General features: G+C 61.6%; 21 protein-coding genes, 1 tRNA gene and 1 pseudogene. 10 read left to right on the top strand and 13 right to left on the bottom strand.

Annotated elements, in window-relative coordinates; translation table 11 throughout:
* Window position 1 precedes the first annotated feature (1 nt).
* From DIE04_RS17470 to DIE04_RS17460, 3 genes are all read right to left on the bottom strand, one after another.
* The gene (locus DIE04_RS17470) at window positions 2–2224 is read right to left on the bottom strand and encodes a peptidase domain-containing ABC transporter (protein ID WP_124487605.1); all 2223 of its coding nucleotides are present in this window, start codon (window positions 2222–2224) and stop codon (window positions 2–4) included.
* A gap of 11 nt (window positions 2225–2235) precedes the next feature.
* Window positions 2236–3513, bottom strand: a complete 1278-nt coding sequence (locus DIE04_RS17465; protein ID WP_124487604.1) for an HlyD family secretion protein — start codon at window positions 3511–3513, stop codon at window positions 2236–2238.
* A 152-nt stretch (window positions 3514–3665) separates the two neighbouring features.
* Window positions 3666–3860 carry a hypothetical protein gene (locus DIE04_RS17460; RefSeq protein WP_044844870.1) on the bottom strand — a complete coding sequence of 65 codons (195 nt, stop codon included), beginning with the start codon at window positions 3858–3860 and terminating at the stop codon, window positions 3666–3668.
* A 101-nt stretch (window positions 3861–3961) separates the two neighbouring features.
* Here DIE04_RS17460 and DIE04_RS17455 point away from each other — a divergent pair, with 101 nt between their 5' ends.
* Window positions 3962–4360 carry a hypothetical protein gene (locus DIE04_RS17455; protein WP_124487603.1) on the top strand — a complete coding sequence of 133 codons (399 nt, stop codon included), beginning with the start codon at window positions 3962–3964 and terminating at the stop codon, window positions 4358–4360.
* Window positions 4338–4532, top strand: a complete 195-nt coding sequence (locus DIE04_RS17450; protein WP_124487602.1) for a hypothetical protein — start codon at window positions 4338–4340, stop codon at window positions 4530–4532. The genes DIE04_RS17455 and DIE04_RS17450 overlap by 23 nt, the downstream gene beginning before the upstream one ends.
* Before the next feature lie 125 nt (window positions 4533–4657).
* Here the strand turns inward: DIE04_RS17450 and DIE04_RS29785 are convergent, their stop codons facing one another.
* From DIE04_RS29785 to DIE04_RS17420, 6 genes and pseudogenes are all read right to left on the bottom strand, one after another.
* Window positions 4658–4822: a hypothetical protein gene (locus tag DIE04_RS29785; RefSeq protein ID WP_185500370.1), complete on the bottom strand. Its 165-nt coding sequence runs from the start codon at window positions 4820–4822 to the stop codon at window positions 4658–4660.
* A 195-nt stretch (window positions 4823–5017) separates the two neighbouring features.
* Window positions 5018–5203, bottom strand: a pseudogene (locus tag DIE04_RS17445) (hypothetical protein); the annotation flags it as partial.
* A gap of 18 nt (window positions 5204–5221) precedes the next feature.
* Window positions 5222–5884: an ABC transporter ATP-binding protein gene (locus DIE04_RS17440; RefSeq protein WP_185500369.1), complete on the bottom strand. Its 663-nt coding sequence runs from the start codon at window positions 5882–5884 to the stop codon at window positions 5222–5224.
* 12 nt (window positions 5885–5896) lie between these two features.
* Window positions 5897–7054 carry a hypothetical protein gene (locus tag DIE04_RS17435; protein ID WP_124487600.1) on the bottom strand — a complete coding sequence of 386 codons (1158 nt, stop codon included), beginning with the start codon at window positions 7052–7054 and terminating at the stop codon, window positions 5897–5899.
* 68 nt (window positions 7055–7122) lie between these two features.
* A complete protein-coding gene (locus DIE04_RS17430; protein ID WP_124487599.1) occupies window positions 7123–7335 on the bottom strand; it encodes an MbtH family NRPS accessory protein in 213 nt (70 codons plus the stop codon).
* Window positions 7336–8111: 776 nt separating this feature from the next.
* Entirely contained in the window at window positions 8112–8636 is a 525-nt protein-coding gene (locus DIE04_RS17420) for a hypothetical protein (RefSeq protein ID WP_235879376.1), read from the bottom strand.
* A gap of 1089 nt (window positions 8637–9725) precedes the next feature.
* Here DIE04_RS17420 and DIE04_RS17415 point away from each other — a divergent pair.
* The 5 genes from DIE04_RS17415 (at window position 9726) to DIE04_RS17395 (ending at window position 14662) form a co-directional block, all read left to right on the top strand.
* Window positions 9726–11087 (top strand): integrase family protein, encoded by a 1362-nt coding sequence (locus tag DIE04_RS17415; protein WP_124573145.1) that lies wholly within the window; start codon window positions 9726–9728, stop codon window positions 11085–11087.
* Window positions 11088–11176: 89 nt separating this feature from the next.
* Window positions 11177–12034 (top strand): hypothetical protein, encoded by an 858-nt coding sequence (locus DIE04_RS17410; protein WP_124573143.1) that lies wholly within the window; start codon window positions 11177–11179, stop codon window positions 12032–12034.
* A gap of 107 nt (window positions 12035–12141) precedes the next feature.
* A complete protein-coding gene (locus tag DIE04_RS17405) occupies window positions 12142–12348 on the top strand; it encodes a DNA-binding protein (protein WP_124573141.1) in 207 nt (68 codons plus the stop codon).
* The gene (locus DIE04_RS17400) at window positions 12348–12677 is read left to right on the top strand and encodes a hypothetical protein (RefSeq protein WP_124573138.1); all 330 of its coding nucleotides are present in this window, start codon (window positions 12348–12350) and stop codon (window positions 12675–12677) included. Before DIE04_RS17405 ends, DIE04_RS17400 begins: the two co-directional genes overlap by 1 nt.
* Window positions 12674–14662 carry an AAA family ATPase gene (locus tag DIE04_RS17395; RefSeq protein WP_124573136.1) on the top strand — a complete coding sequence of 663 codons (1989 nt, stop codon included), beginning with the start codon at window positions 12674–12676 and terminating at the stop codon, window positions 14660–14662. The genes DIE04_RS17400 and DIE04_RS17395 overlap by 4 nt, the downstream gene beginning before the upstream one ends.
* Window positions 14663–15049: 387 nt before the next feature.
* On the opposite strand, the gene DIE04_RS17390 is transcribed toward DIE04_RS17395, so the two are convergent.
* Window positions 15050–15538 (bottom strand): hypothetical protein, encoded by a 489-nt coding sequence (locus DIE04_RS17390; RefSeq protein WP_124573134.1) that lies wholly within the window; start codon window positions 15536–15538, stop codon window positions 15050–15052.
* Window positions 15535–16917, bottom strand: coding sequence for a DUF3696 domain-containing protein (locus DIE04_RS17385; RefSeq protein WP_124573132.1), 1383 nt, complete (start codon window positions 16915–16917; stop codon window positions 15535–15537). Before DIE04_RS17385 ends, DIE04_RS17390 begins: the two co-directional genes overlap by 4 nt.
* A 222-nt stretch (window positions 16918–17139) precedes the next feature.
* Between DIE04_RS17385 and DIE04_RS17380 the strand changes: the two genes are divergently transcribed.
* On the top strand, window positions 17140–17604 hold the full coding sequence (locus tag DIE04_RS17380; protein WP_124573130.1) for a phage terminase small subunit P27 family: 465 nt from the start codon (window positions 17140–17142) through the stop codon (window positions 17602–17604).
* Between the two features lie 84 nt (window positions 17605–17688).
* On the opposite strand, the gene DIE04_RS17375 is transcribed toward DIE04_RS17380, so the two are convergent.
* Together DIE04_RS17375 and DIE04_RS17370 are read right to left on the bottom strand one after the other, a co-directional pair.
* Window positions 17689–17765 (bottom strand) — tRNA-Arg (locus tag DIE04_RS17375).
* A gap of 186 nt (window positions 17766–17951) precedes the next feature.
* Window positions 17952–18782 carry an undecaprenyl-diphosphate phosphatase gene (locus tag DIE04_RS17370; RefSeq protein WP_124487597.1) on the bottom strand — a complete coding sequence of 277 codons (831 nt, stop codon included), beginning with the start codon at window positions 18780–18782 and terminating at the stop codon, window positions 17952–17954.
* Window positions 18783–19268: 486 nt separating this feature from the next.
* Between DIE04_RS17370 and DIE04_RS17365 the strand changes: the two genes are divergently transcribed.
* Together DIE04_RS17365 and DIE04_RS17360 are read left to right on the top strand one after the other, a co-directional pair.
* A complete protein-coding gene (locus tag DIE04_RS17365) occupies window positions 19269–20180 on the top strand; it encodes an aldose epimerase (protein WP_124521309.1) in 912 nt (303 codons plus the stop codon).
* A gap of 133 nt (window positions 20181–20313) precedes the next feature.
* A complete protein-coding gene (locus tag DIE04_RS17360; protein ID WP_124487595.1) occupies window positions 20314–21006 on the top strand; it encodes a peptidoglycan DD-metalloendopeptidase family protein in 693 nt (230 codons plus the stop codon).
* Window positions 21007–21051: the final 45 nt, after the last annotated feature.

Below are 21051 nucleotides of genomic sequence, written 5' to 3'. Positions count from 1 at the left end.
CTCAGCGCCCCGCGACCGGTTCCGCCGCGCCGGCGTCATGCGTCGCCTGCTGCGGCGCGGCGGGTGCAGCGGCGGACGTCCTTGCCGCCATCGCCGCGCGCATCGCGGCGGTCGACTGGTCGAGCACGACCTTGCCGCCCTGCAGCATGATGACGCGCTGCGCGGACGCGATCGTCTCCGGCCGGTGCGCGACGATCAGCCGCGTCATCGCGAGCTGCGTGACGGCCGCGTTGACCTGCATCTCGCGCTGGATGTCGAGATGGCTCGTCGCTTCGTCGAGCACCAGAATGCCCGGCCGCTTGTACAGTGCACGCGCGAGCAGCACGCGCTGCTTCTGCCCGCCGGACAGCACCGTGCCCATGTCGCCGACCAGCGTGTTGTAGCCCATCGGCATCGCGGCGATGTCGTCGTGCACGGCCGCGACGCGCGCGCATTCGGCGACCCAGCGCGGGTCCGCGTCCGGATCGAAGAAACTGATGTTGTCCGCGATCGAGCCCGCGAACAACACGTCGTCCTGCAGCACCGTGCCGACCAGCGCGCGCAGCCGCTCGACGCCGAGCCGGCCGACGTCGAGCCCGCCGATCCGCACCGTGCCGCCCGTCGGTTCGTGGATGCCGAGCAGCACGCCGATCAGCGTCGTCTTGCCGCAACCCGACGGCCCGACGATCGCGACCGACTCGCCCGCCGCGATCGTCGCGCTCACGCCGTCCAGCACGAGCGGCTCGCCTTCCGCGTAGCGAAACGACAGCGCCTCGATCTCGATGCTCGCGTCGAGCGCGTCGGCCTCGCCCGGCACGTTGCGCAGGCTCGGGTCCGGCTCGCTTGCCGCGAACACGATGTCGGCCAGCCGTTCGCCCTGGAGCTGCAGCATCCTGACTTCGAAGTACTTGTCGATCAGGCTGCCGACACGGCTGTCGAACTGGTTCTTGTACGCGTTGAACGCCATCAGCACGCCGACCGTGAACTGGCCGTCCATCACCATGCGCGCGCCGAGCCAGATGATCAGCACGTTCTCGATGCCGAACAGCAGGCCGTTGAGCTGCTGGTAGAAGATCTGCAGCTTCTGCACGTGCAGGCTCGCATTGACCTGCTCGACCAGCAGCGTGATCCAGCTCGCGCGGCGCTCCGTCTGGCGGTTGAACAGCTTGATCGTCTTCACGCCGCGCACCGTTTCGAGGAAATGGCTCTGCTGCTTGGCCGCGTGCACGATCTGGTCCTCGGTCGCGCGCCGCAGCGGTCCGTACCACAGCCACCGGACGAGCGCGTACAGCGCCATCGTCGCCAGCGCGACCAGGCCGAGCACGCGGCTGTACACGAACATCATCGCGAGCGTCACGATCGTCATCAGCCCGTCGATCACCGCGCCGAGAAACGACGTGGTCAGGGTCTGCTGGATCGTGTCGATCGAACCGAAGCGCGACACGACGTCGCCGAGATGGCGCCGCTCGTAGTAGCGCACCGGCAGGCTCAGCAGGTGCGTGAACACGTTCGCGCGCCACTGGATGTTCAGCGTGACGCCGACGTACATCAGCGCCCACGCGCGAATCGAGCCGGTCGCCTGCTGCATCAGCAGCAACAGGCCGAAGCCGAGCGCCAGCACCGTCAGCAGGTCGCGATCGGCGCTGACGATCACCTCGTCGATCACCCACTGCAGGAAGAACGGCTGCACCAGCATGAAGACTTCGAGCGCGATCGCGAGCGCGAGGATCTGCGCGAGCGAGCGCGACAGCCCCGACACCGGGCCGAGCAGTTCGCGCAGCTTCACCGCCGGCCGCGCCGCGCGCGGCGCGAACCCGGCGGCCGGCCACAGTTCGAGCGCGACGCCGGTGAACGCGCGCGACACTTCGGCGAGCGGCACCTTGCGGACGCCGTGCGACGGGTCATGAATCGTCGCGGTCTTGCCGCTCACTTCCTTCAGCACGACGAAGTGATTGAAATTCCAGTGCAACAGGCACGGCAGGCGAAGCTGGCCGAGCTGCGCCAGATCGAGCTTTACCGCGCGCGTGCCGAGCGCGAGGCGCTGCGCGACCTCGATCACGCGCCCGAGCCCCGCGCCCTTCAGCGAAACGGGGAATTGCCCGCGCAGCGTCGCGAGATCCACGTGATGGCCGTGATAGCCGGCCACCATCGCGAGACACGCGAGCCCGCATTCCGCGGCCTCCGTCTGCAGGATCATCGGCAGCTGGCGGCCGAGGCCGAACGAGAGTCGATCGAGTAGTGCCATGCGCGACCTCGTCAGAGTTTGCCGGTGAGGCTGTAAAGCGGCTCCAGCACCCATTCGTACAGACGCCTGCGCTCCTGCAGGATGTCTGCCTGCAGCGTCATGCCCGCCTGCAACGGTTGCTGCGCGCCATACGCGGTGACGTGCTGCGCATCGAGCGCGACGATCACGCGATAGAAGGTCGCGTCGCGCCCCTCGCCCGGCGTCGCCGCCGGGCCGCCGTCGTTCGCGAGTTCGGCCGCCGACAGCGCCGTGCGCGCGATCGACACGACCTCGGCGCGATACTGGCCGAATTTCTGGTACGGGAACGCCTGGTAGCGGACCAGCACCGGCTCGCCGACCCGCACGAAGCCGATCGCCGTGCTCGGCACGAACAGGTGCGCCTGCCAGCGCGCGCCGCCCGGCACCACGCTCGCGAGCGGCCTAGACGTATCGACCGACTGGCCGACGGCGGCGATCGCCGCCGTCACGACGCCCGCTTCCGGCGCGGTGACGACGATCCGGCGCTTCGCCTCGCTTTCGATCAGGTTCTGGTCGACGTCGATCACGTTGCGGTCGATCTGCGCGAGCTGGTTCTGCTGCTTGAGGTCGAGGCCGGCCAACTGGTTGTTCGCTTCCGTCAGCGACTGCGCCGTCGACGCACGCTCGCGCAGCAGCCCGTTCAGCTTCGACTGCTGGTCGAGCAGGTCGGCTTCGCGCTGCTGCGCCTGATCCTTCGAGATGTAGTCCTGGGCCAGCAGGCCGCGATAGCGTTTCGCGCCGTCGGCCGCGATCGACGTGCGCAACCGCTGCGCCGCGAGCTGATCGTCGATCTGCGCAAGCTCGCCGCCCAGGCTCGCGATCTTCGCGCGCACCGTTGCGCGTTCGTCCTGCTGCAGGCTGCGCGTCTTGTCCATTTCCGTGAGCAGCGACGCCTTGCGCTGCCGCGCCTGCGCGATCAGCGCGGCTTGCGTCGCGCCTTGCGCCGCGCTCTGCAGGTCGGTGGACACCGTATAGAGCGTCTGCCCGCGTGCGACGTGCTGCCCTTCCTTCACGTCGCGCTCGACGACGATCCCCGGCTGCAGCGCGTAGACCTTCACCAGCCCCGCATCCGGCATCACGACGCCGCTGACCGTCGTGCGACGCGTGTAGGTGCCGAACGTGAAGAACAGCAGCACGCACGCGGCCATCGCGACCGCGGCGGCCGCCAGCAGCGTCAGCGACACGGGGCGCACCAGCACGATCTCGCCCAGCGCGCCGGCGCGCTGCGCCTTTTGTGCTTCGTGCCGGAAGAGAGAAGTCGGGTTCGTCAAGATACGGGATGACTGACTGTCAATTGGGTTCGACGGGATGCGTTCCGGTTGCCCGGGAAGATCGCCGCGGCACCCCGCTTCGGTGCCGCGGCGGTCCGCGATTCACGCGATGGCGGCGCAGCGCGCGCCATCGCACGGAAATCGCGTTCGGCTTACGCGTGCTGACCGCCCAGCAGGCCGAGCAGTGCGTTGCCCGTGCCCACGACAGCCGTCGTCAGCGCTTCGCCGACGTTGTAGAGCGTCTGGCCGTACAGCTCGACCACGTTGCCCAGCGTGTCGAAAATCGAGCCGCCGCCGTAGTAGCCGCCGGAAACTTGTGCGATTTCCTGCTGATTCAGTTCTTGCATTGCGTTTCTCCAGATTGAGAATGCTAGATAACCCATCTAGCGGGGCATCGAACCACGCCGCGAATCGCGACGCAGGTCAATACGTTAAATATGTTAAATTTATGAACGAAACGACTCCATCGCCCGTTTATATTTCATCGATCATTCCAGCCAGATGGCGTGCGGCGTCCCATCGGATCGAATATCGCGATGAATTCTTTCGCAACGCCCTCACGATCGATCAGCATTCGACAAACCGGCTGTTTGTCGATATGCAATTAATCCTCGCGCCGCCCGGCGTCCGATTCGACGACTTCAGTCTGCAGGCGAGCAGACACCCCGTGAGTGGACCTCGCGGCACCGTGCACGTCGCGGAACAAAAGAATGAAAGCGCGAATGAATACTTGCCCGATAATCAGCAAAAAATCAGATACGCACCGATTACCAGCCGCCCAATCAACCCTCAAGAAATGATTGAGCCGCGTCAGGTTTTGCTCAATGAATTTCTTACAAAAAATTAATTCACGGGCCAATGATCCGACACTTTCCGGCCCCTCTTTGTACGATACCGCACCATCGGGCAAACCCGATATCAGAGGGCTATTGATTCTATTTTCAGGTGGAATTCTGGGCGCAAATGTCGAGATTGAATTCCCGCAGTTGATGCCGGAAAGTGATTGTCGTGGCGGCTGATCGGCCCGATGGAATCCGTCGAATTGATATGCAAACAGAGTGCATGAACGGGCCGCACGCAACGGCGGGCGCGCGGGCGAATATACGCACCGGGCCTTGCGGACGGCCCGGCGCGCAGCACGGCATCACGCCGCTTTCGGCTTCGCGAGCTGGTCCGCGACGGGCAGGCTGCGGATGCGCGTGCCCGTCGCCGCGAAGATCGCGTTGGTCAGCGCCGGTGCGACCGGCGGCAGCCCCGGCTCGCCGACGCCGCCGAGCGGCGTCGCATAGTCGTCCGGTGTCCGCGGCATCGATCATGCAGGGATCGGTGTGGCGTCCGCGAATGCGGAACGTGTATGGCTGTCAGTATCCGTGGCCGACGCTGTGCCGCGGAAGGGCTATTCCGCGAAAACACTTTGGCATCCGGGGGACATTCGCATTTTCTGCAGAATGTGCAACGCACCGGGAGCGCACGTGTATCCCGTGACGCGACAGGAGAAACGGCAGATCTTCGCGAACGCCGTGCTCGCGGTCTGCTTCAGCAGGTACTTGCGCTGCGACGACAGCGGCGTCTCGCCGAACCTGCACGGGGCCGCCGATTCGATCCTGCCGATGTAGCCGCGAAAGTCGTCGTCCGAGCAGCCATCCTGGCGTGCGGCCCACGGCGCCGGGAAGCGCGGCGCGTCATGCGCGTCGCGCCGGTCCCGTCATCACTGCTCGACATGCATTGCAACGTTCGACGGTCTCGACAGGACGATACCGTGTGCCGTCAGTTCGACGATGCGCGCGCGGGTCGCGGCGACCAGTTCCGCGTCGTGGGTCGACATCAGCACGACCGACGTCGGCGCCGCGGCCGCAATCATCCGGCACAGCTGCGCATGTGCGGCGGCATCGAGTGCATTGCTCGGTTCGTCGAGCAGTATCAAGGCCGGAGGGCCCATGAACGCACCGACCAGAAATACCTTGCGGCGCGTTCCCTGCGACAGCGCGCCAAGCGGTTCGTCGGCGTATCGCGTCAACCCAAGGCGGTCGGCCGTCACCAGACCCTGCTCGAGATTCGTCCCCCGCGCATCGGCAATCAGCCGCCATACCGACGATGGTGTCACGAAATCGTAGAACTCCTCACTGTCCGGCATGTAGCCGGTACAGGCCTTGGCCTTGTCCGCTGCACGGTCGATCGCGTGACCGCCCACTTCGACGACGCCCTCGTCTGGCCGGACCACGCCTGCCAGCAATTTCAGCAACGTCGATTTGCCGCTGCCGTTCTTGCCTCTCAGCGCATAGACTCCTGCCTGCAGTTCCAATTCGACGTCGCTGAAGATCGTCCGTCCGGCGTATCGCTTGCCCAGCCCCGCCACTCTCAAGATGCTCATGTCGTTTTCCATCTATTTCAGCATGCCGTAGCAAGCGATGGCACAGCCCGCCGTCAGAAACATGTCGACGATTCGAGACGCCCTCGCGCCCCACCAGCGACATGCAGCCAATGCGGTGGCGAGGCCGGCATAACACGCAAAGACGATGGCGTAGCGACGGCCTTCGTCGGTTGCAATTGCGAACGGCACGCAAATCGCCAGCACATACGCACTCGACAGCCCCACGATGCTCATCGCCGCCGCCCGATTGAAGCGGGCAATCGCGCGTGGCAAGCTGCCCAGCCAACTGGTCAGCCGGCCTGATTCGTCGCGCATCCACCCATGCAGGATCGCGATCTGGTACAGCGCGAACGGCAGCACCACGTTCACGATGCCCCAATGTCGCGACAGATAGTCGGGCATCGAGACGATCCATCCGCAGATCATCGCCAGCACGGCCAGCATCAAGCCGCCCAGCCGCAGTGAATGACCATAGACGTTCACCATTACCGCACGAACGAGTTCGAACGGATTCCCACCGCGGAGCAACGTCGCTCCGTGCTGTTCGCGCTCGACGAACGCGTCAAGCCGCGCGCGCCACAGTGCGACAACGCCGCACGCCAGGGCAAGTGCCGCGCAGGCGGTCCCTGCGCCGCCGAAGCGAAGTGCGATCCACAACGATGCGTTGGCCGCGAACACCGCCGCCAACGCCGCGCGCGAACGTGCGAGCAGCGCGAGCGGCGCGCCCGTCCAGACGAGCGCAAGCGTCGCGACGACCAGCGCAAAGGTTGGGCCGGTCACGATGTCGCGCGCGCCCAGCACGTGTCGCGCAATCGCCGCGGCAAGCATGATCCAGAACGGCCACAGGGCAGCGCCCGTCACGATGAAATCGGCCGCACGATGCGCGCGGATCCCGCCTGGCAAACTCGCGCTCCAGCGGCGCGCGGCGCCACCGAACACCGTATCGCCCTGCACGGCCACAGACGCGGCAGCCAGCATCGACAAGGTCGCCAGCACCGATGCCACGCCGAGTCCGGTTGCGTGTTCTGCCAGCAACACTTTCATCGGCATGCCGAGCAGGTCGAGTTGCGCATTCAACGGTAGCCCGAACACGAAGGTGCCGACGATGATCGCCAGCGTCTTCGCATGACGCGCGACAGCCTGTGCGACCACACGCGAATAGGCCTTCATGCGCCAACCTATCAGCGTCCTCGATGCCCGTTTGTTCGCGGCCTGCAGGCCGGCCTTCCCCGCAGCGTTCACGCGCCTCCCTCGCTTGCCATCGCTTGGCGCACGATCAGCGGACGCATGTCGGTCCAGGCGCTTCGAATGTGGTCGAGACATGGTTCCCGGGTGCCGCCGAATTCGGCCTTTTTCCAGCCGGACGGAATCTCCGTAGAAGTCGGCCAGATCGAATACTGCCCCTCCTGATTCGTCACGGCCTCATGGCGCTGGCTTTCGATTTCCTTCATGCTGCGTTTCTCTTTGTTCTCTCAGAAAACTGTTCTCGTTTTTGAACAAAGATTATTTCACGCCTGAATGGCAACTGTACGGCCCGGGTGTGCATCGGGCTCGCTTTCTCCGCTCTTTTCGAGATCGGACAACCCTAACCTCAGGTTCAGGCATTTCCATAATGCGCGCGCACATTTGCCACGCGATGTCATATGGCGCTCGATAATGGCGCGCATTTTCTTTATCTTGAAAAATTGCATGCCTACGGACATGCAGCACCACCATGCTGCCCGTTATTCTCGCCTTCAGGCGAAAGTAAGAACTCGATGAGTCAACGCCGCCGACGGATGCCGCAATGCTCGACAAAGTTGCAGCGATGGTCACTAACGCCAAGGACCAAGTAGCGGCTGTTACCATGCAACTTTGGTGGAATGACATCATCCTCGGCGGACTTGTACTTCGGCACCGGTGAGAAACTGCCTCGTCAAGCGGCTAACCGCTAACGCGTTCGGGCGGGCTTTCCGTCGGCCCACGCAGCGGGCCCGCGCCCGGTACGAAGCGACAAGCCGTTTTTTGAACACGGACTGAACATCATGGAAGTTGCCAGTATCGCCGGGCACAAGACGCTTGCCATGCTGCGGCGGTATATGCACCTGCGAGCCGACGATTTCGCTCTGAGGCTAGACTGACAGACTCCGAGCAAGGGGCGGGACGGGGATACGTTTCCCGTCACCGCCCGAAGCCTCAATTGGCGCAACCGCGATCTATCAATCAAGAGGGATCGCAAGTCGAATGGCTATTTGCTCGCCGTCGTTGACGAATCGAGGATTCCGGTATTGATGACCTTGTCCACGAAATTCTCCATCGCATTCGCGATTGCCTTCTGTCCGGCGTCCGCCAACGCGTCTGCACCTACGCCGCAAGACCCATCTTGACTCGAATGTCCCTGTCCGCGAAACGTCGTCGCAATCAGTTCCTTACCCGCCTTATCAGATACGCGGGCGCGAATTGCTATGTCTACGTTCGCATCTGCTGTCGGGACGAAGAAGCCGGGGGTAAAACGGACGCGCGGATCGAACTCAGCGAGGTCGAACTTGAAAACCAGTCCGTCACCCAATGTGGGAATTGCACCGCCGTTCCTGACCGCGTGAGGAAAGGCCGCTTCAACCGTCTTCGACAAGGAATTTTCGAGGGTCTCTCCGATATACATGGGGTATCGGTGAGCGCCGCACTGGAACCCCGGCTTCACCTCCTTCCCGGCAGTCGCTAGGTTGTCACTGAACACCACATACGCCTTGTCCTGCTTGACCTTGGTGCTCATTACTTCAGCAGCCCCTGATTGGGACGACACTTGCACGTTATAAGCGCAACCCGAACACAGACTAACCACTGCAAGAGCGGTTAGTGATTTGATCCATCGCATAGCATTCCCCGTAACTCATTCATTTTGTAAGCCATCCCGCTAAAGGAGATAGCTCGAATAGGTTAACGGCAGCAGTAGCTTCAATCTATAGGTGTCGCCGAACATCGGCCCCCTGCAGCGCGCCTCACAATTTCAAATCAACACAATAACGACATCTCGGGGAAGCATGAGGACAATGACATTGGCGTGCGTAGCCATTGGACTATTGACTGAGTGCGGGAAATCCGACCAGCGGACCACGGGAACACCAGTGTCCAATACGAATGCGCCGACAGTCGTCGCGCTTTCGTTCACCATCGAAGGTGCATCGTTGATGCGATATGTTTCAGAACAACCTCAAGTTCGCCAAGGTACAGGTCGGCGTGAATGGCGGAGCGGCGGTGCAATGGTCCGCAACCTCGATTGCGATAGCCGAGAAGGTCGCGACGTTCGGCGCGGATTCGGTCGAAGTGTCGGTGCGTCGCAATGAGGTGCTCAATCGCACGGCGGCAGATTCCGGGAAGTCGCACATGCGTACTACAGCCAGAATCCCAACCATTCAGAGGTCAGCCTACCAAGCATCCACGCCTCGATCTTGTCGTGCGACCGGCTCGGCATTTCAGCTTACGACGCCGTCAAAAATGCTTGTCAGAGTGAGCCGCCGGTCTCACATGGATTGGTTGCGATCGTGGTTGACTACAAACACCTACATGCTGCCCACACGAGCGCGCCGACAGAGGATGAGAAATTTGAAAATAAATATCAGCTAACGCACTGATTCCATTGGCCCGCCCTACACGATTCGAACGTGTGACCTACGGCTTAGAAGGCCGAAAAAGTTGGCATTTCTTGGCGTTGACGAACGTTGCCAAAAATCCTCAAAGTCCTTACCTGATAAAGCTTTTATAGAAATTCCGCCTCACCGACCCGTTGACATGAGTTGATCAAAATTGCCAGAATCGGGTTCCGGACGGGTTCCGGAATCCACCCTACGCAAGGAAAGCGACAATGGCAAAGGTCAATTTCACGGCGGGCAAGATAGCGGCACACACCTGCCCCGAAGGAAAATCCGAAGCCTTCCTGTGGGACAGCGGCGCGCCCGGTCTTGGCCTCCGCGCAAACGCAGGCGGCACAAAACGGTATGTGCTCCAAGCGAAGTTGCGCGGCGCTCTTGTGCGCATCACGATTGGAGACCCATCCGCGTGGAGCATCGAGAAAGCACGCGTTGAAGCACGCCGCCTGAAAACGCTTCTCGACAGCGGCGTCGATCCGCGTGAACAGGCGGCAGAACAGGCCGCCGCCTACGAAGCGCGAAAAGCCGAAGCCAAGCGACAAGATGTGACCATGGGCGAAGCGTGGGCGGCTTATCTTGACGCAAACCGGTCGCGGTGGAGCGAGCGCCATCTGTTCGATCATGAGAATCTGGCCCATGCCGGCGGCGAGCCGAGAAAGCGCGGAAAAGGTGTGACGGTCGCAGGACCGCTCGCCGCGCTCATGCCGTTGAAGCTGTCGCACCTGACCGCTACGGTCATCGCGTCATGGCTCGAAACCGAGGCGCAGACGCGTCCGACGAACGCGGAGCAAAGCTACCGCAAACTGCGCGCCTTCATCCGTTGGTGCGGCGACAAGCCGGAATATTCCGGGCTGATTGCATCGAACGCATACGCCGCTCGCGCTGTGCGCGCCGCTGTGCCGCGCACCAAGGCGAAAGATGATTGCCTGCAACGGGAGCAGCTATCAGCTTGGTTCGACGCCGTCCGCACGCTAGGTAACCCGGTCATTGCGACTTATCTGCAAGCGCTGCTCATTACGGGCGCGCGCCGCGAGGAAATGGCCGCTCTCAAATGGGCCGACGTGGATTTCCAGTGGCGCAGCCTGTCCATCGCCGACAAGGTCGAAGGTTCGCGCGTCATCCCTCTTACGCCGTACCTCGCGGATATCCTGCGGGAACTCAAACGCTTGAATGACACGCCGCCGAACGTCCGTCAAATGCGTGACCTAACCGCCAAGGGCGAATCATGGTCGCCCTCCCCTTGGGTTTTCGCGAGCAAGAAATCGGCCGACGGAAAAATCGCCGAGCCGCGCATCGCGCATAACCAAGCGCTAGCAGTAGCCGGCCTTCCTCATCTGAGCCTGCACGGTCTCCGACGCTCGTTCGGGACTCTGGCCGAGTGGGTCGAGGTTCCCGTCGGGGTCATCGCCCAAATTCAAGGTCACAAGCCATCCGCTATCGCGGAAAAGCACTACCGCCGCCGCCCGCTCGATCTGCTACGCAAGTGGCACGACAAAATCGAAGCGTGGATGTTGGAACAGGCCGGAATCGAATTCAATACGAAGGCCGAGCAGCAAGGCTTGCGCGTCGTTCAGTGAGTAGCCGTTAGAATCGAACGAAGCAGCGGGGAACGATGTTCGCGCATCGCCCCGCCTAACCACGAACGGCCTATAGGGAGGCTCGCATCATGGCTAACGGCGATTCTATGCCGCAACCGGGGCCGTGGCAGCAACGGCACGAGAGAGAACTCGTCGAGCAACGCGGTAGCAAAGAAGCGAATGCGCGGCTGAATCGCGCCCTCCGCTACTGGTTCCGCCGCGATACGTGGACGCCGGACGAAGCGCTCCCTCTGCTGATTGGCATCGATCCCGGTTCGCTTTCTCACGGCGATTCGCACATCCGGTACTTGGACGGCGCGCTCGTCTGCATCGCGGCGGCGATGCATGCACACGGTGTCGAATGGCCGATTGAATCCTTTGACGACTTCGGGAAGCTTGAAGATTTGAAGGCTGTGCCGACCCTTATTCACGAAATGAAATTCATGTGGGAAAGCGGAAACCATCCGCCCCGAACCGCACCGGCTTATTTCATCGAATGGGCGCAGCGTAAGGGCTTCAAGGTGCCATGGCTGGCATCCGCACGTCACCTTAACCTTATCGACTTTCCGGAGAACAACGAATCAAGAGCCACCGCGAACGATAGCGCGTTCGACACTACACCCGCGCGACCTACCGACGCCCCCCAAAGCGCTGGTGCGGCCACGTCCGTAGCTGCAACGAGTACGGCGGCAACGAAATACATCATCAAAGCGCGCCGCAACGTGTTGGACCCATTGATAGACCGTGCTATCGAAACAGCGGAGAGCGACGACCCCAACGCCGTTTTCCCGGTTCTTCGCAAAATGGCGCTTGCCGAGGACGGGCCGTTTACCGGAATCGTCGATGGCGGCAAGCTCGATTACACGGGCGACGATAACGTCCAAAAGAGCTTGACGAAGGAGGCACTAGCCGCAAGGCTGAAGCGCCGCAGACCCGTCAATAAGTGACGGTAGCTGACGATAGACGACGGTAAGCGACGCATCTATCGGTCAACGCAAGAATCTGCAAAAAAATCCGTATCACCTCAATTCAAGCCGAAAGGCAGGTGATACGCATGTCGACGCAACAGCATACGGCAACGCGCACGCGTCGCCCCATCACGACCGAGGAGTTGGCCGCACTCCTCTCGATTCGCCCGCAGAGCATCCGCAAGCGCTATTGCCAAACCGGGGCATATTTCACACTCCGCCCCGTCAAGCTGCCGAACGGCCGGCTCATGTGGCCGGCAGATGCCATCGAAAAGCTGGCCGGGGACCAATAATGAAAAACGCCCGACCCAGCAAAGCCGAATCGAGCGCCAAACGTCAAAGCCAGTTTACTGGAACCGCTAACCTCCGTCAGCTTCGCGCGCTGACCGTGCTGCAACGCCGGCCGATGCCGCGCGAAGAATTGGACGCCGTCGTGGGATGCAGCAACGGCCCGGACCTCATCGCGGGCCTGCGCGCAAAGGGACTCGCCTTGCCCTGCGTGCGCGTCGCTTGCATCGACCGTGACGGAATCGAAGTGCAGCGCGGCGTCTATCGCCTCACGACGACCGACCGCCGGAAGGTCGCACGCTGGCTCACGAAGCGCAGCAAGGGGGCGGCATGATGAACGGTCACGACCACGCCCGCGCTCGCGAAGCCTTGTTTGCGCTTGACGCCGGCTGCGCCCGCGATGAGTGGGTGCGCGTCGCAATGGCAGCGAAGGCGGCAGACCTGCCCGAGAATGATTTCCTTGACTGGTCCGCGACCGGTGCGAACTACGGCGGCGAGCATGACGCCCGCTCCGTCTGGAAGAGCATCAAGCCTGACGGCGGCATTGGCCCGGGGACGCTGTTCAAGATGGCGAAGGATGCCGGTTGGAACGGCGCGCCACGTGCGCTCGTATCGAGTGACGCGGTAACGGCCCAGCCGGGAGCACAAGCCGCCCCAAAGCCGCGCTTTGACGTTGCTGCCGCGTTCGCGAGCTACCCGCCCGCGAGCGGGGACCATCCCTACATCGTCGCGAAACGCGGAAATCCGGCCGCGTTGTGCGTCGTCCCATCCGATGATCCGCAAACGGTAGCCGGTAAGCGCGTCGGCGGCTATCTCGTCGTACCCGCGTATTCGTTGGACGGTCAATTGCGCACGGTTCAATTCGTGCCGCCGCCAGGTCAAGGCCAAAAGCTGAGCGCGCCGGGTGCATCGTTCGGAAGCGACGGTATGTTCATCGTCGGGGAAATTGTCCCCGACGGCGTAATTTACGTTGGCGAGGGTATCGGGCAGGCGTGGGCGTGTGCGAAAGCCGACTATCGAGCCGCCGCCGTCGTCGCGTTCGGTGCAGGTCGCATCGGCACGGTTGCGAAGTCGTTGCGCGAGCGCTACCCGGCCGCGCGCGTCGTGATTGTGTCTGATCGTGGCAAAGAGCCGGAGGCCGAAGCTATCGCCCGAAAAGTCGGCGGCGCATGGGTCGAGATGCCGGCCGACAAGCCGGCGAATTACGACGCGAACGACCTTGAAGCGGAGTACGGTAGCGACGCGCTGGCGGACCTGCTGCGCGCCGCCAAGACGCCGCCTATGCGCTACCGGCTTCAGTCGGCCGACGACATGATGAACGCGCCGCTGCAACAGTGGCTTGTACGCGATGTGATTCCTATCGGCGGAACGGTCTCGGTGTACGGCCCGAGCGGTTCGGGAAAATCGTTCCTCGTGCTCGACCTTTGCGCCGCCATCGCCGAAGGCTCCGACTGGTTCGGTCGACGCGTCGCATCGACGCGCGTCGTTTATGTCGTCCTTGAAGGGGAAGCTGGCCTGAGCAAACGAGCGAAAGCGTGGAGCGCCCGCAACCATCGCCCGCTGCCGGGCGGATTGCACTTCATTACGCAATCTTTCAACGTGCGCGACCCGTCCGATGTGTCCGACCTTGTGGAGTCCATTCAGGCCGGCGGCGGTGCGGGGTTGCTGGTAATCGATACGTTGAATCGCGCTGCGGCCGGTGCGGACGAGAACAGCTCGAAGGATATGGGCGAAATCATCGCGAACCTCAAAATCCTGCAAGACGGTATCGGCGGCGCGGTTCTCGTCGTGCATCACTCGGGGAAAGATGCGACCAAGGGACCGCGCGGGCATTCGTCGCTGTTCGCGGCGCTCGACGCCGCCCTCGAAGTGACGCGTATCGATGGCCGCCGAGAATGGACCGTCGCGAAATCAAAAGACGATGCCGACGGCGCGCGTTACGCGTTCTCGCTTCGTGTCGTTGACCTCGGCGACGATGAAGACGGCGAACCGGTTACGTCGTGCGTCATTGAATCCGACGCCGCTGCATCCCCGAACCGGCAACGCAAGATGCCGACCGGCGGCGCGAAGATTGGCCTAGATGCCCTCGTCGAGGTTATCAGCGATAGAGGGCGCGTGATGGCGGGGTCGAGCAGCATCCCGTCCGGGGTGCGCGCGGTGGAGGAAAGCGAATGGCGGCGGCAATTCTATTTGCGCTACGGCAGCGATGACGACAAGGCCGATACCAAGCGTAAGGCATTCACCCGCGCGAAACAGGACTTGATCGCCGGGGAATTCGTGATGATGTCCACCCCGTTCGTTTGGAAAGTCGGGAAATGACTGCGCAAACCCGGACATTCTCGCAGCCGATGGCGATTCAATCGACCGGACACTGCGCGGACAAAATTCATTCGCTCATTTTCTATGGCCGGCTGGGCGGCAACCTCAAAGCCTTATTCCATAAGGGTTTTCCGGTTCGCGCTACCTACCCGGACAATTGTCCGGTTTTGTCCGGCGCTGTCCACGCCCGGACGGACACGGACACACACCTATAGGTGTGTCCGTATGACCGCGTGCCGATTTCGTAGCTGAAGTTGGAGTATCAGAGCTAAACGCTATTCGGTGGCGCATCTAGGCGAACGCACCAAATGCATCATGCTTTCCGGAAATGCAAGATATCGAATCCATAATCTTCCGAAATCACCAATTCATTGCATAACAAAAACGTCACAATTCAACGACACATCCGTGTTCAGGGCAGATTTGCACGACATCCACCTTTATTTCCGAAAGAAAATCGCGTTTTTCATGCCAATCATTATCCAATGCATTAAAAATAGACGCGCCGGAAACTACTGCAGCCGCTAGAAATTTTCGGTCACTCGGATCAATTTCGTTTTCCGGGAGTTCGTCAAATCCCTTCCTGGCATCGGCACTTGGAGTGATTGACACCAAGCGAATTTCTTCTTGCGAGTACATATTGTCGTGTAAGAATTTAAAGAATATATCGCCCACCCCCGGTTGACCGCTATAATTCAGATAATTGCTATATTCATCGAAAATCAACCCAAGATCATCAAGAACAATGGCGTCGGCGTACTGCTTGGTTGCCATTTTCTCCAAAATCTCGATACAGCGAATCTGACAATCATCGCTCGCATGAGTATCTCGTCCGTTAGCCGAAATCGCAACGTTGGTGTCAATAATGGCCATCATTGACCAGCATCCTTTCGTGCTTGAATTTTTCTACGGAGTACCGCTTTCCGTGTTTCGGCAATTTCGGTCATTTCATCGCCGAAAAAATTCTTAGGCCAATTCTTGATCTCGCCAAAAACATCCAATTCCAAGTCGACCAACGAAGAATTCCCATCTTCGTTATCACAAAAATATATCTTAACCAACTCGGATGAGAAACTTTCGTCCGCAACCCTACGCTGAAATCTTCGCAACAGATGCTCACTGTGGCTCTCAACGATTACTTGAATGCGGCGATTATGAGCGACCTGTAGAATAATGTCTGCAAGACCGCTTTGCACAGAGGGATGAAGATGGATTTCGGGCTGCTCCATAATCACCGTACTACCTTCGGGTACATAGTAGAGCAGCACAATTGCTGGGAGCACTTGCGAAACCCCAAATCCAACGTCCGTCAGAAGGGCTTGCGGGCTCTTATCATCCCGCTTCACAACCGCACGGTAAAGATTTGCCCCCGAACCAATTTCCTCTATTTTAAAATCGCTAATAAGGCCAAGTTTTTTCAGCCAATGGGCGATAATTTCCTGAAACGGCCTATAACGCGTTCGCGGCCCTAAATTGCGCTTCTCACCGCGAAGAGTTGCCGCCAAGATAGCTTCCATCGTGCGCTCACCGCGCCTACCGACATCAGACGGACTCGCCCCGGACCACGGATATTCTCGACGGGGATAATCTCGTAGCGGCCCGAGGTAGTAAATCGAATCCATCAAGGCCTCGTACTTCGCCTCAAAAATACTCAGAAAATCCGAATTTTGATAGTATGTCTTTGCTTGATCCGGAAACAGATACGTTTTTAACGGTCCGGGCAATGCCCATGCTCGTGCCTTATTGCGCACAAAACGGAAAGATGACTCAGGCGGAGATTCGGCCTGAAGCTGATATTCCCGAGAATCAGGCTTTTTCGGCTCGATACGAAATCTATGCTTCCCAAATCGATACTCCAGTCGATCTGACGTAATCGAATGATCATTGAAGCGAACAAGAGATGTCTGAACGATAGATGTGCCACTTGCAAGAACTTCAGTTCGCTTTCCAAATGGATCATTTATCGCAAGTGGCGATGGAAAATCCCAAGAAAGTTTCCACGACAAGACTGCACTTTCGTCATGTCGATGAATGATGTCACGAAAACTCCCAAGATTTACCAGTTGATCTGGCCCACCGAAATCCAACACCAAGCTTCTATCCGTCGCATTCTTCGTTTGCTTTAGCAGCAATAGAAACTGAATAATGCTACTTTTTCCGGAACTGTTGGTGCCGAATAGGCCGGTGACGCGACCCAAGGTAATGTCGAGCTTTTCCCACGCCTTGAAATTCTCAACATATAGACGTTTTAGCATCCCGCATTTCCTTGATGTGTTTCGTTCTAAATAATGGCCGCCGGTCGACTGCAAAGCATACCATTGGCCTTGCTACATGTCGCGCAGCCCGCCGGCCTTCTTGATTGATGGGCCGTAGCAACGGGAGGGGGGGCGAAATCCCTAGTTCGCAAGCACGCGTGACCGTGGCGCAACGCGAATTTTTGCAACGCCAGCGCCAAAACCATTTTTCGGGAGCGAATCATGCCGCAGAAATCGAACGCCGCGAAGGCGCTTTCGGGTACGTTGCGTGCCGACCGGCTTAAGGGCATCGCGGCCGATCAATTGACCGTCGCGCCGCCGCCGCCGGACGGCATGTCATCGCGTGCGGCTGCGGAATGGGACCGCGTCGCACCGCTCGTCGTGAGTTTGGGTCTACTGAGCGCGTCCGACCTGCGAGCGCTCGAACTGCTGGCCGAAACCTTGGCAACGGAAGCGCAGTTACGTGAGACGCTGGACCGTGAAGGGTTGACGATTGCAACCGGGACGGGCGGGAGCAAGGCGCATCCGGCGCTGCGCGCGCTGAGCGATGCGCGCGCCCAAGCGGCCCGGCTACTGGATGCGTTCGGCCTGAGTCCGCGCGGACGGCAAGCTATCGACGCGCCGCCGCCGTTGCCCGCTGAAAATCCCTATGCCGCGTTCGTGAAGTCGGTTCGACCGCAACGTTGAGCGAACTAGGTTCCGGATTGGTTCCGGTCATCCGCACAAGCAAAAAGCCCGGTCATAAAAACCGGGCTAACTCATTGATTCCATTGGCCCGCCCTACACGATTCGAACGTGTGACCTACGGCTTAGAAGGCCGTTGCTCTATCCAACTGAGCTAAGGGCGGTCGAGGGGAAAAGACACGGCGACAAAACCCGGACCGCATTTCACGCGAAAGGCTTCGAGCACCACCACGACAACCCAAAACTCGAAACCCCGAAACGAAACGGGCCCGGCATGAAGCCGAGCCCGAAATTATACCCGATCATCGCGTCACATCACGCGCGACGCGCGACCGGCGGCACCGCGCCCCTCAAACCGGCTGCGGATGCAGCATGAACCAGCCAAGACAGAACACCCCAGCAATCACGCAATACACGCCGAACGAGGCCAACCGCCCGCGCCCTTCGAAATAGCGCATCAGGAACCGCACGCTCAGATAAGCGGCAATCGCCGTCAGCACGCCGCCGAGCAGCGCATCGGCGAGCTGGTCGCGCGCATGGAACAGCTTCGGCAGTTCGAGCACGCCCGCGGCAAAAATGATCGGCGTGCCGAGCAGGAACGAAAACTCCGCGGCCTTCTCCGCCGTCAGCCCGGCCACGTTACCGGCGATCATCGTCAGCCCGCTGCGCGAGAAACCCGGGATCAGCGCGCCGATCTGCGCCAGGCCCACGAAGAACGCCTGCTTGAACGTCATCTTTTCGGGCGGTTGATGCGCACGGCTGCGCTGGATCCGGTCGCCGATCCACAGCAGCACGCCGTTGATGATCAGCGCGATCGCGACGATCCGCAGGTCGTGGAACACGCGCTCGATGCGCTTCTCGAGCAGCAGGCCGACGATCCCGGTCGGGATCGTGCCGATGATCAGCGCCCACATCAGGTGCCCGTCGTCGTTCTTGCGGCCGCCGAGCTGCGCGAAGAAGCCGCTGATCAGCGCGATCCAGCGCGCGCGGAAATACCACAGCAGCGCGAGCGCGGTGCCGAGGTGCAGCGCGACGAGGAACGGCAGCAACTGCGGCGCATGCTTGTCGATGTGCATGCCGAACAGCGCGGGCACGAGCAGCGTGTGGCCGAGACTGCTGACGGGGAAGAGTTCGGTGACGCCCTGCAGGACGCTCAGGAATACCAGAAACCAGAGACTCACGCGTCGGTCCTTTTGGTGGTGATCAGTCGGGTAGAAGAGCGGACGACGCATCGCGCGTCCGAAAAAACGCGCCCCGATTATGCCCAGCCCAGATTACTGCGCCAAGGCATTTGACTGGTTATTGCGGCAATGCACACAAACGCTTGCAATTTGTAAGCGCGCAGAAAGCAAAAAGCCCGCCATTTGCATGGCGGGCCTTGCGATTCCGGCAGAAATTGCCGTCAGCGGCCGAGCTGATAGAAAAACAATACCGTGCTGCCGGTGAACATGCCGAACAGTGCGATTCCCATTGCCATTGCCAGATCCATGGCCCCCTCCACGAAGTGTCATGACCCGGCAACATCACCGGTTTAGAGGCATTATCCAGACCGTCGGCAGGTTGAAAAACTCGCAATTTCCCCGAGAAGGGTTTTCCCCGACCGCCTCGCAACCCGATAATGGAGCGCGCCATCGCGCACCCCGCCCACCCGTTCATACCGATTCGCCATGCCGATCTTCCAGCAGCACGACATTCATGAACTCCACGCCGGCCCGTCGCTCGTCCGGGTCGCCCCGCAATTCGGCGGCCGCCTGCTGTCGTGGCACGTCGACGGCGAGCCGGTCATCTTCTGGCCGGACGCGGCCGACTGGAGCAACCTCGCGCGCGTGCGCGGCGGCAATCCGCTGCTGTTTCCGTTCCTCGGCCGCCATCGCGTCGACGGTGAACTGGGCCGCTGGCGCGATGCCGCCGGCGTGGTCCGCGACCTGCCGATGCACGGCTTCGCGCGCGACCTGCCGTTCGCGGCACGGCCGTCGGCCGACGGCGCCGCACTGTCGATGACGCTCGACGCGAACGACGCGCTGCGCGACAGCTATCCGTTCGATTTCCGGTTCGAGACGACCTACCGGCTCGCCGATGCGCACACGCTCGACGTCGCGCTCACCACGACCAACCGCGGCGACACGCCGCTGCCCTACTACGCGGGCCATCATTTCTATTTCGCGCTGCCGCACGGCGAACGTGCAGAAACCACGCTCGAGCTGCCGCCGACGCGCCGCTGCATGCAGCGCGCCGACGGCTCGATCAGCCCGCTCGAGCCCGGCGCAGCGTCGTACAGCCTCGGCGATCCGGACATCCTCGACCGCTTCCACTGTCTCGACGGCGCGCCGTCCACGCCGGTACGCATCGTGATGCCGGGCCGCCGCCGCACGATCGAGATCGCGCTCGACGTACCGGGCTCGATCCCGTGGTACGCGGTCACGACCTGGACGGAAAAACCGGAATCGGACTTCTACTGCGTCGAGCCTTGGCTCGGCCTGCCGGACGCGATCCACAACGGCCTCGGGCTGCGCACGCTCGCGCCGGGCGCGACGGAAACGGCCACGCTGCGGATTCGCGTGCTGCCGCTCGCCGGCTGACACCGGCCGCGCCGAACCGGTGCGCGCCGGCCGCGCCCGCTGCCCAAAACTGCGGTGCGCGGGTCGAACCCGTTAAAATCGGACGTTTTGTATCGCCTGCCGCGTCGCGCGCGGCAGGGTTTTGCGAGGTTCAATGATCGGAACAACAACGAAGCGGCTCTTCGCGGCCGCCTGCGCCGCGCTGCTCGTCGCGTGCGGCTCCGCTCCCGTCGGCCCGGGTTACTACCGCGTCGAGCGCGGCGACACGCTCTACAAGATCGCGCGCGAGAATCGCACGTCGACGGCCAACATCGTGCGCTGGAACCAGATCACGAACCCCGACGCGATCGAAGTCGGCCAGGTGCTGCGGGTCGCGCCGCCGCCCGGCACGACGACGGCGTCGACCACCGGCACCGGCAGCGCGGGCCGCAGCCGCCCCGCGCCTTCCGCGCCGGTCGAATCGGCGGTCAAGCCGGCCACCAGCATCGCACTGATCTGGCCGGCCGCCGGCAACGTGGTGCGCAGCTTCGACGGCTCGAAATCCAAGGGCATCGATATCGCGAACGCTGCGGGCACGCCGGTGCTGGCCGCCGCGCCGGGCACCGTCGTCTATGCGGGCAACGGATTGCGCGGCTACGGCAACCTGATCATCCTCAAGCACAACGCCGATTACCTGACGGCCTACGCGCACAACCGCGCGCTGCTCGTGAAGGAAGGCCAGCCGGTCACGCAGGGGCAGACGATCGCGGAGATGGGCAACAGCGACAGCGATCGCACCGCGCTGCACTTCGAGCTGCGCTACGGTGGCCGCTCGATCGATCCGGCACGCTACCTGCCGGCGCGCTGAGCGCGCCAGCGTCGACGGCAGACGACGGACGACACGCGATGCCGG

The organism is Burkholderia sp. Bp8994 (assembly GCF_003853805.1).
Lineage (GTDB): Bacteria > Pseudomonadota > Gammaproteobacteria > Burkholderiales > Burkholderiaceae > Burkholderia.
Note: the sequence above shows the minus strand (reverse complement) of the source record. Positions and strands in the feature narration are given on the sequence as shown.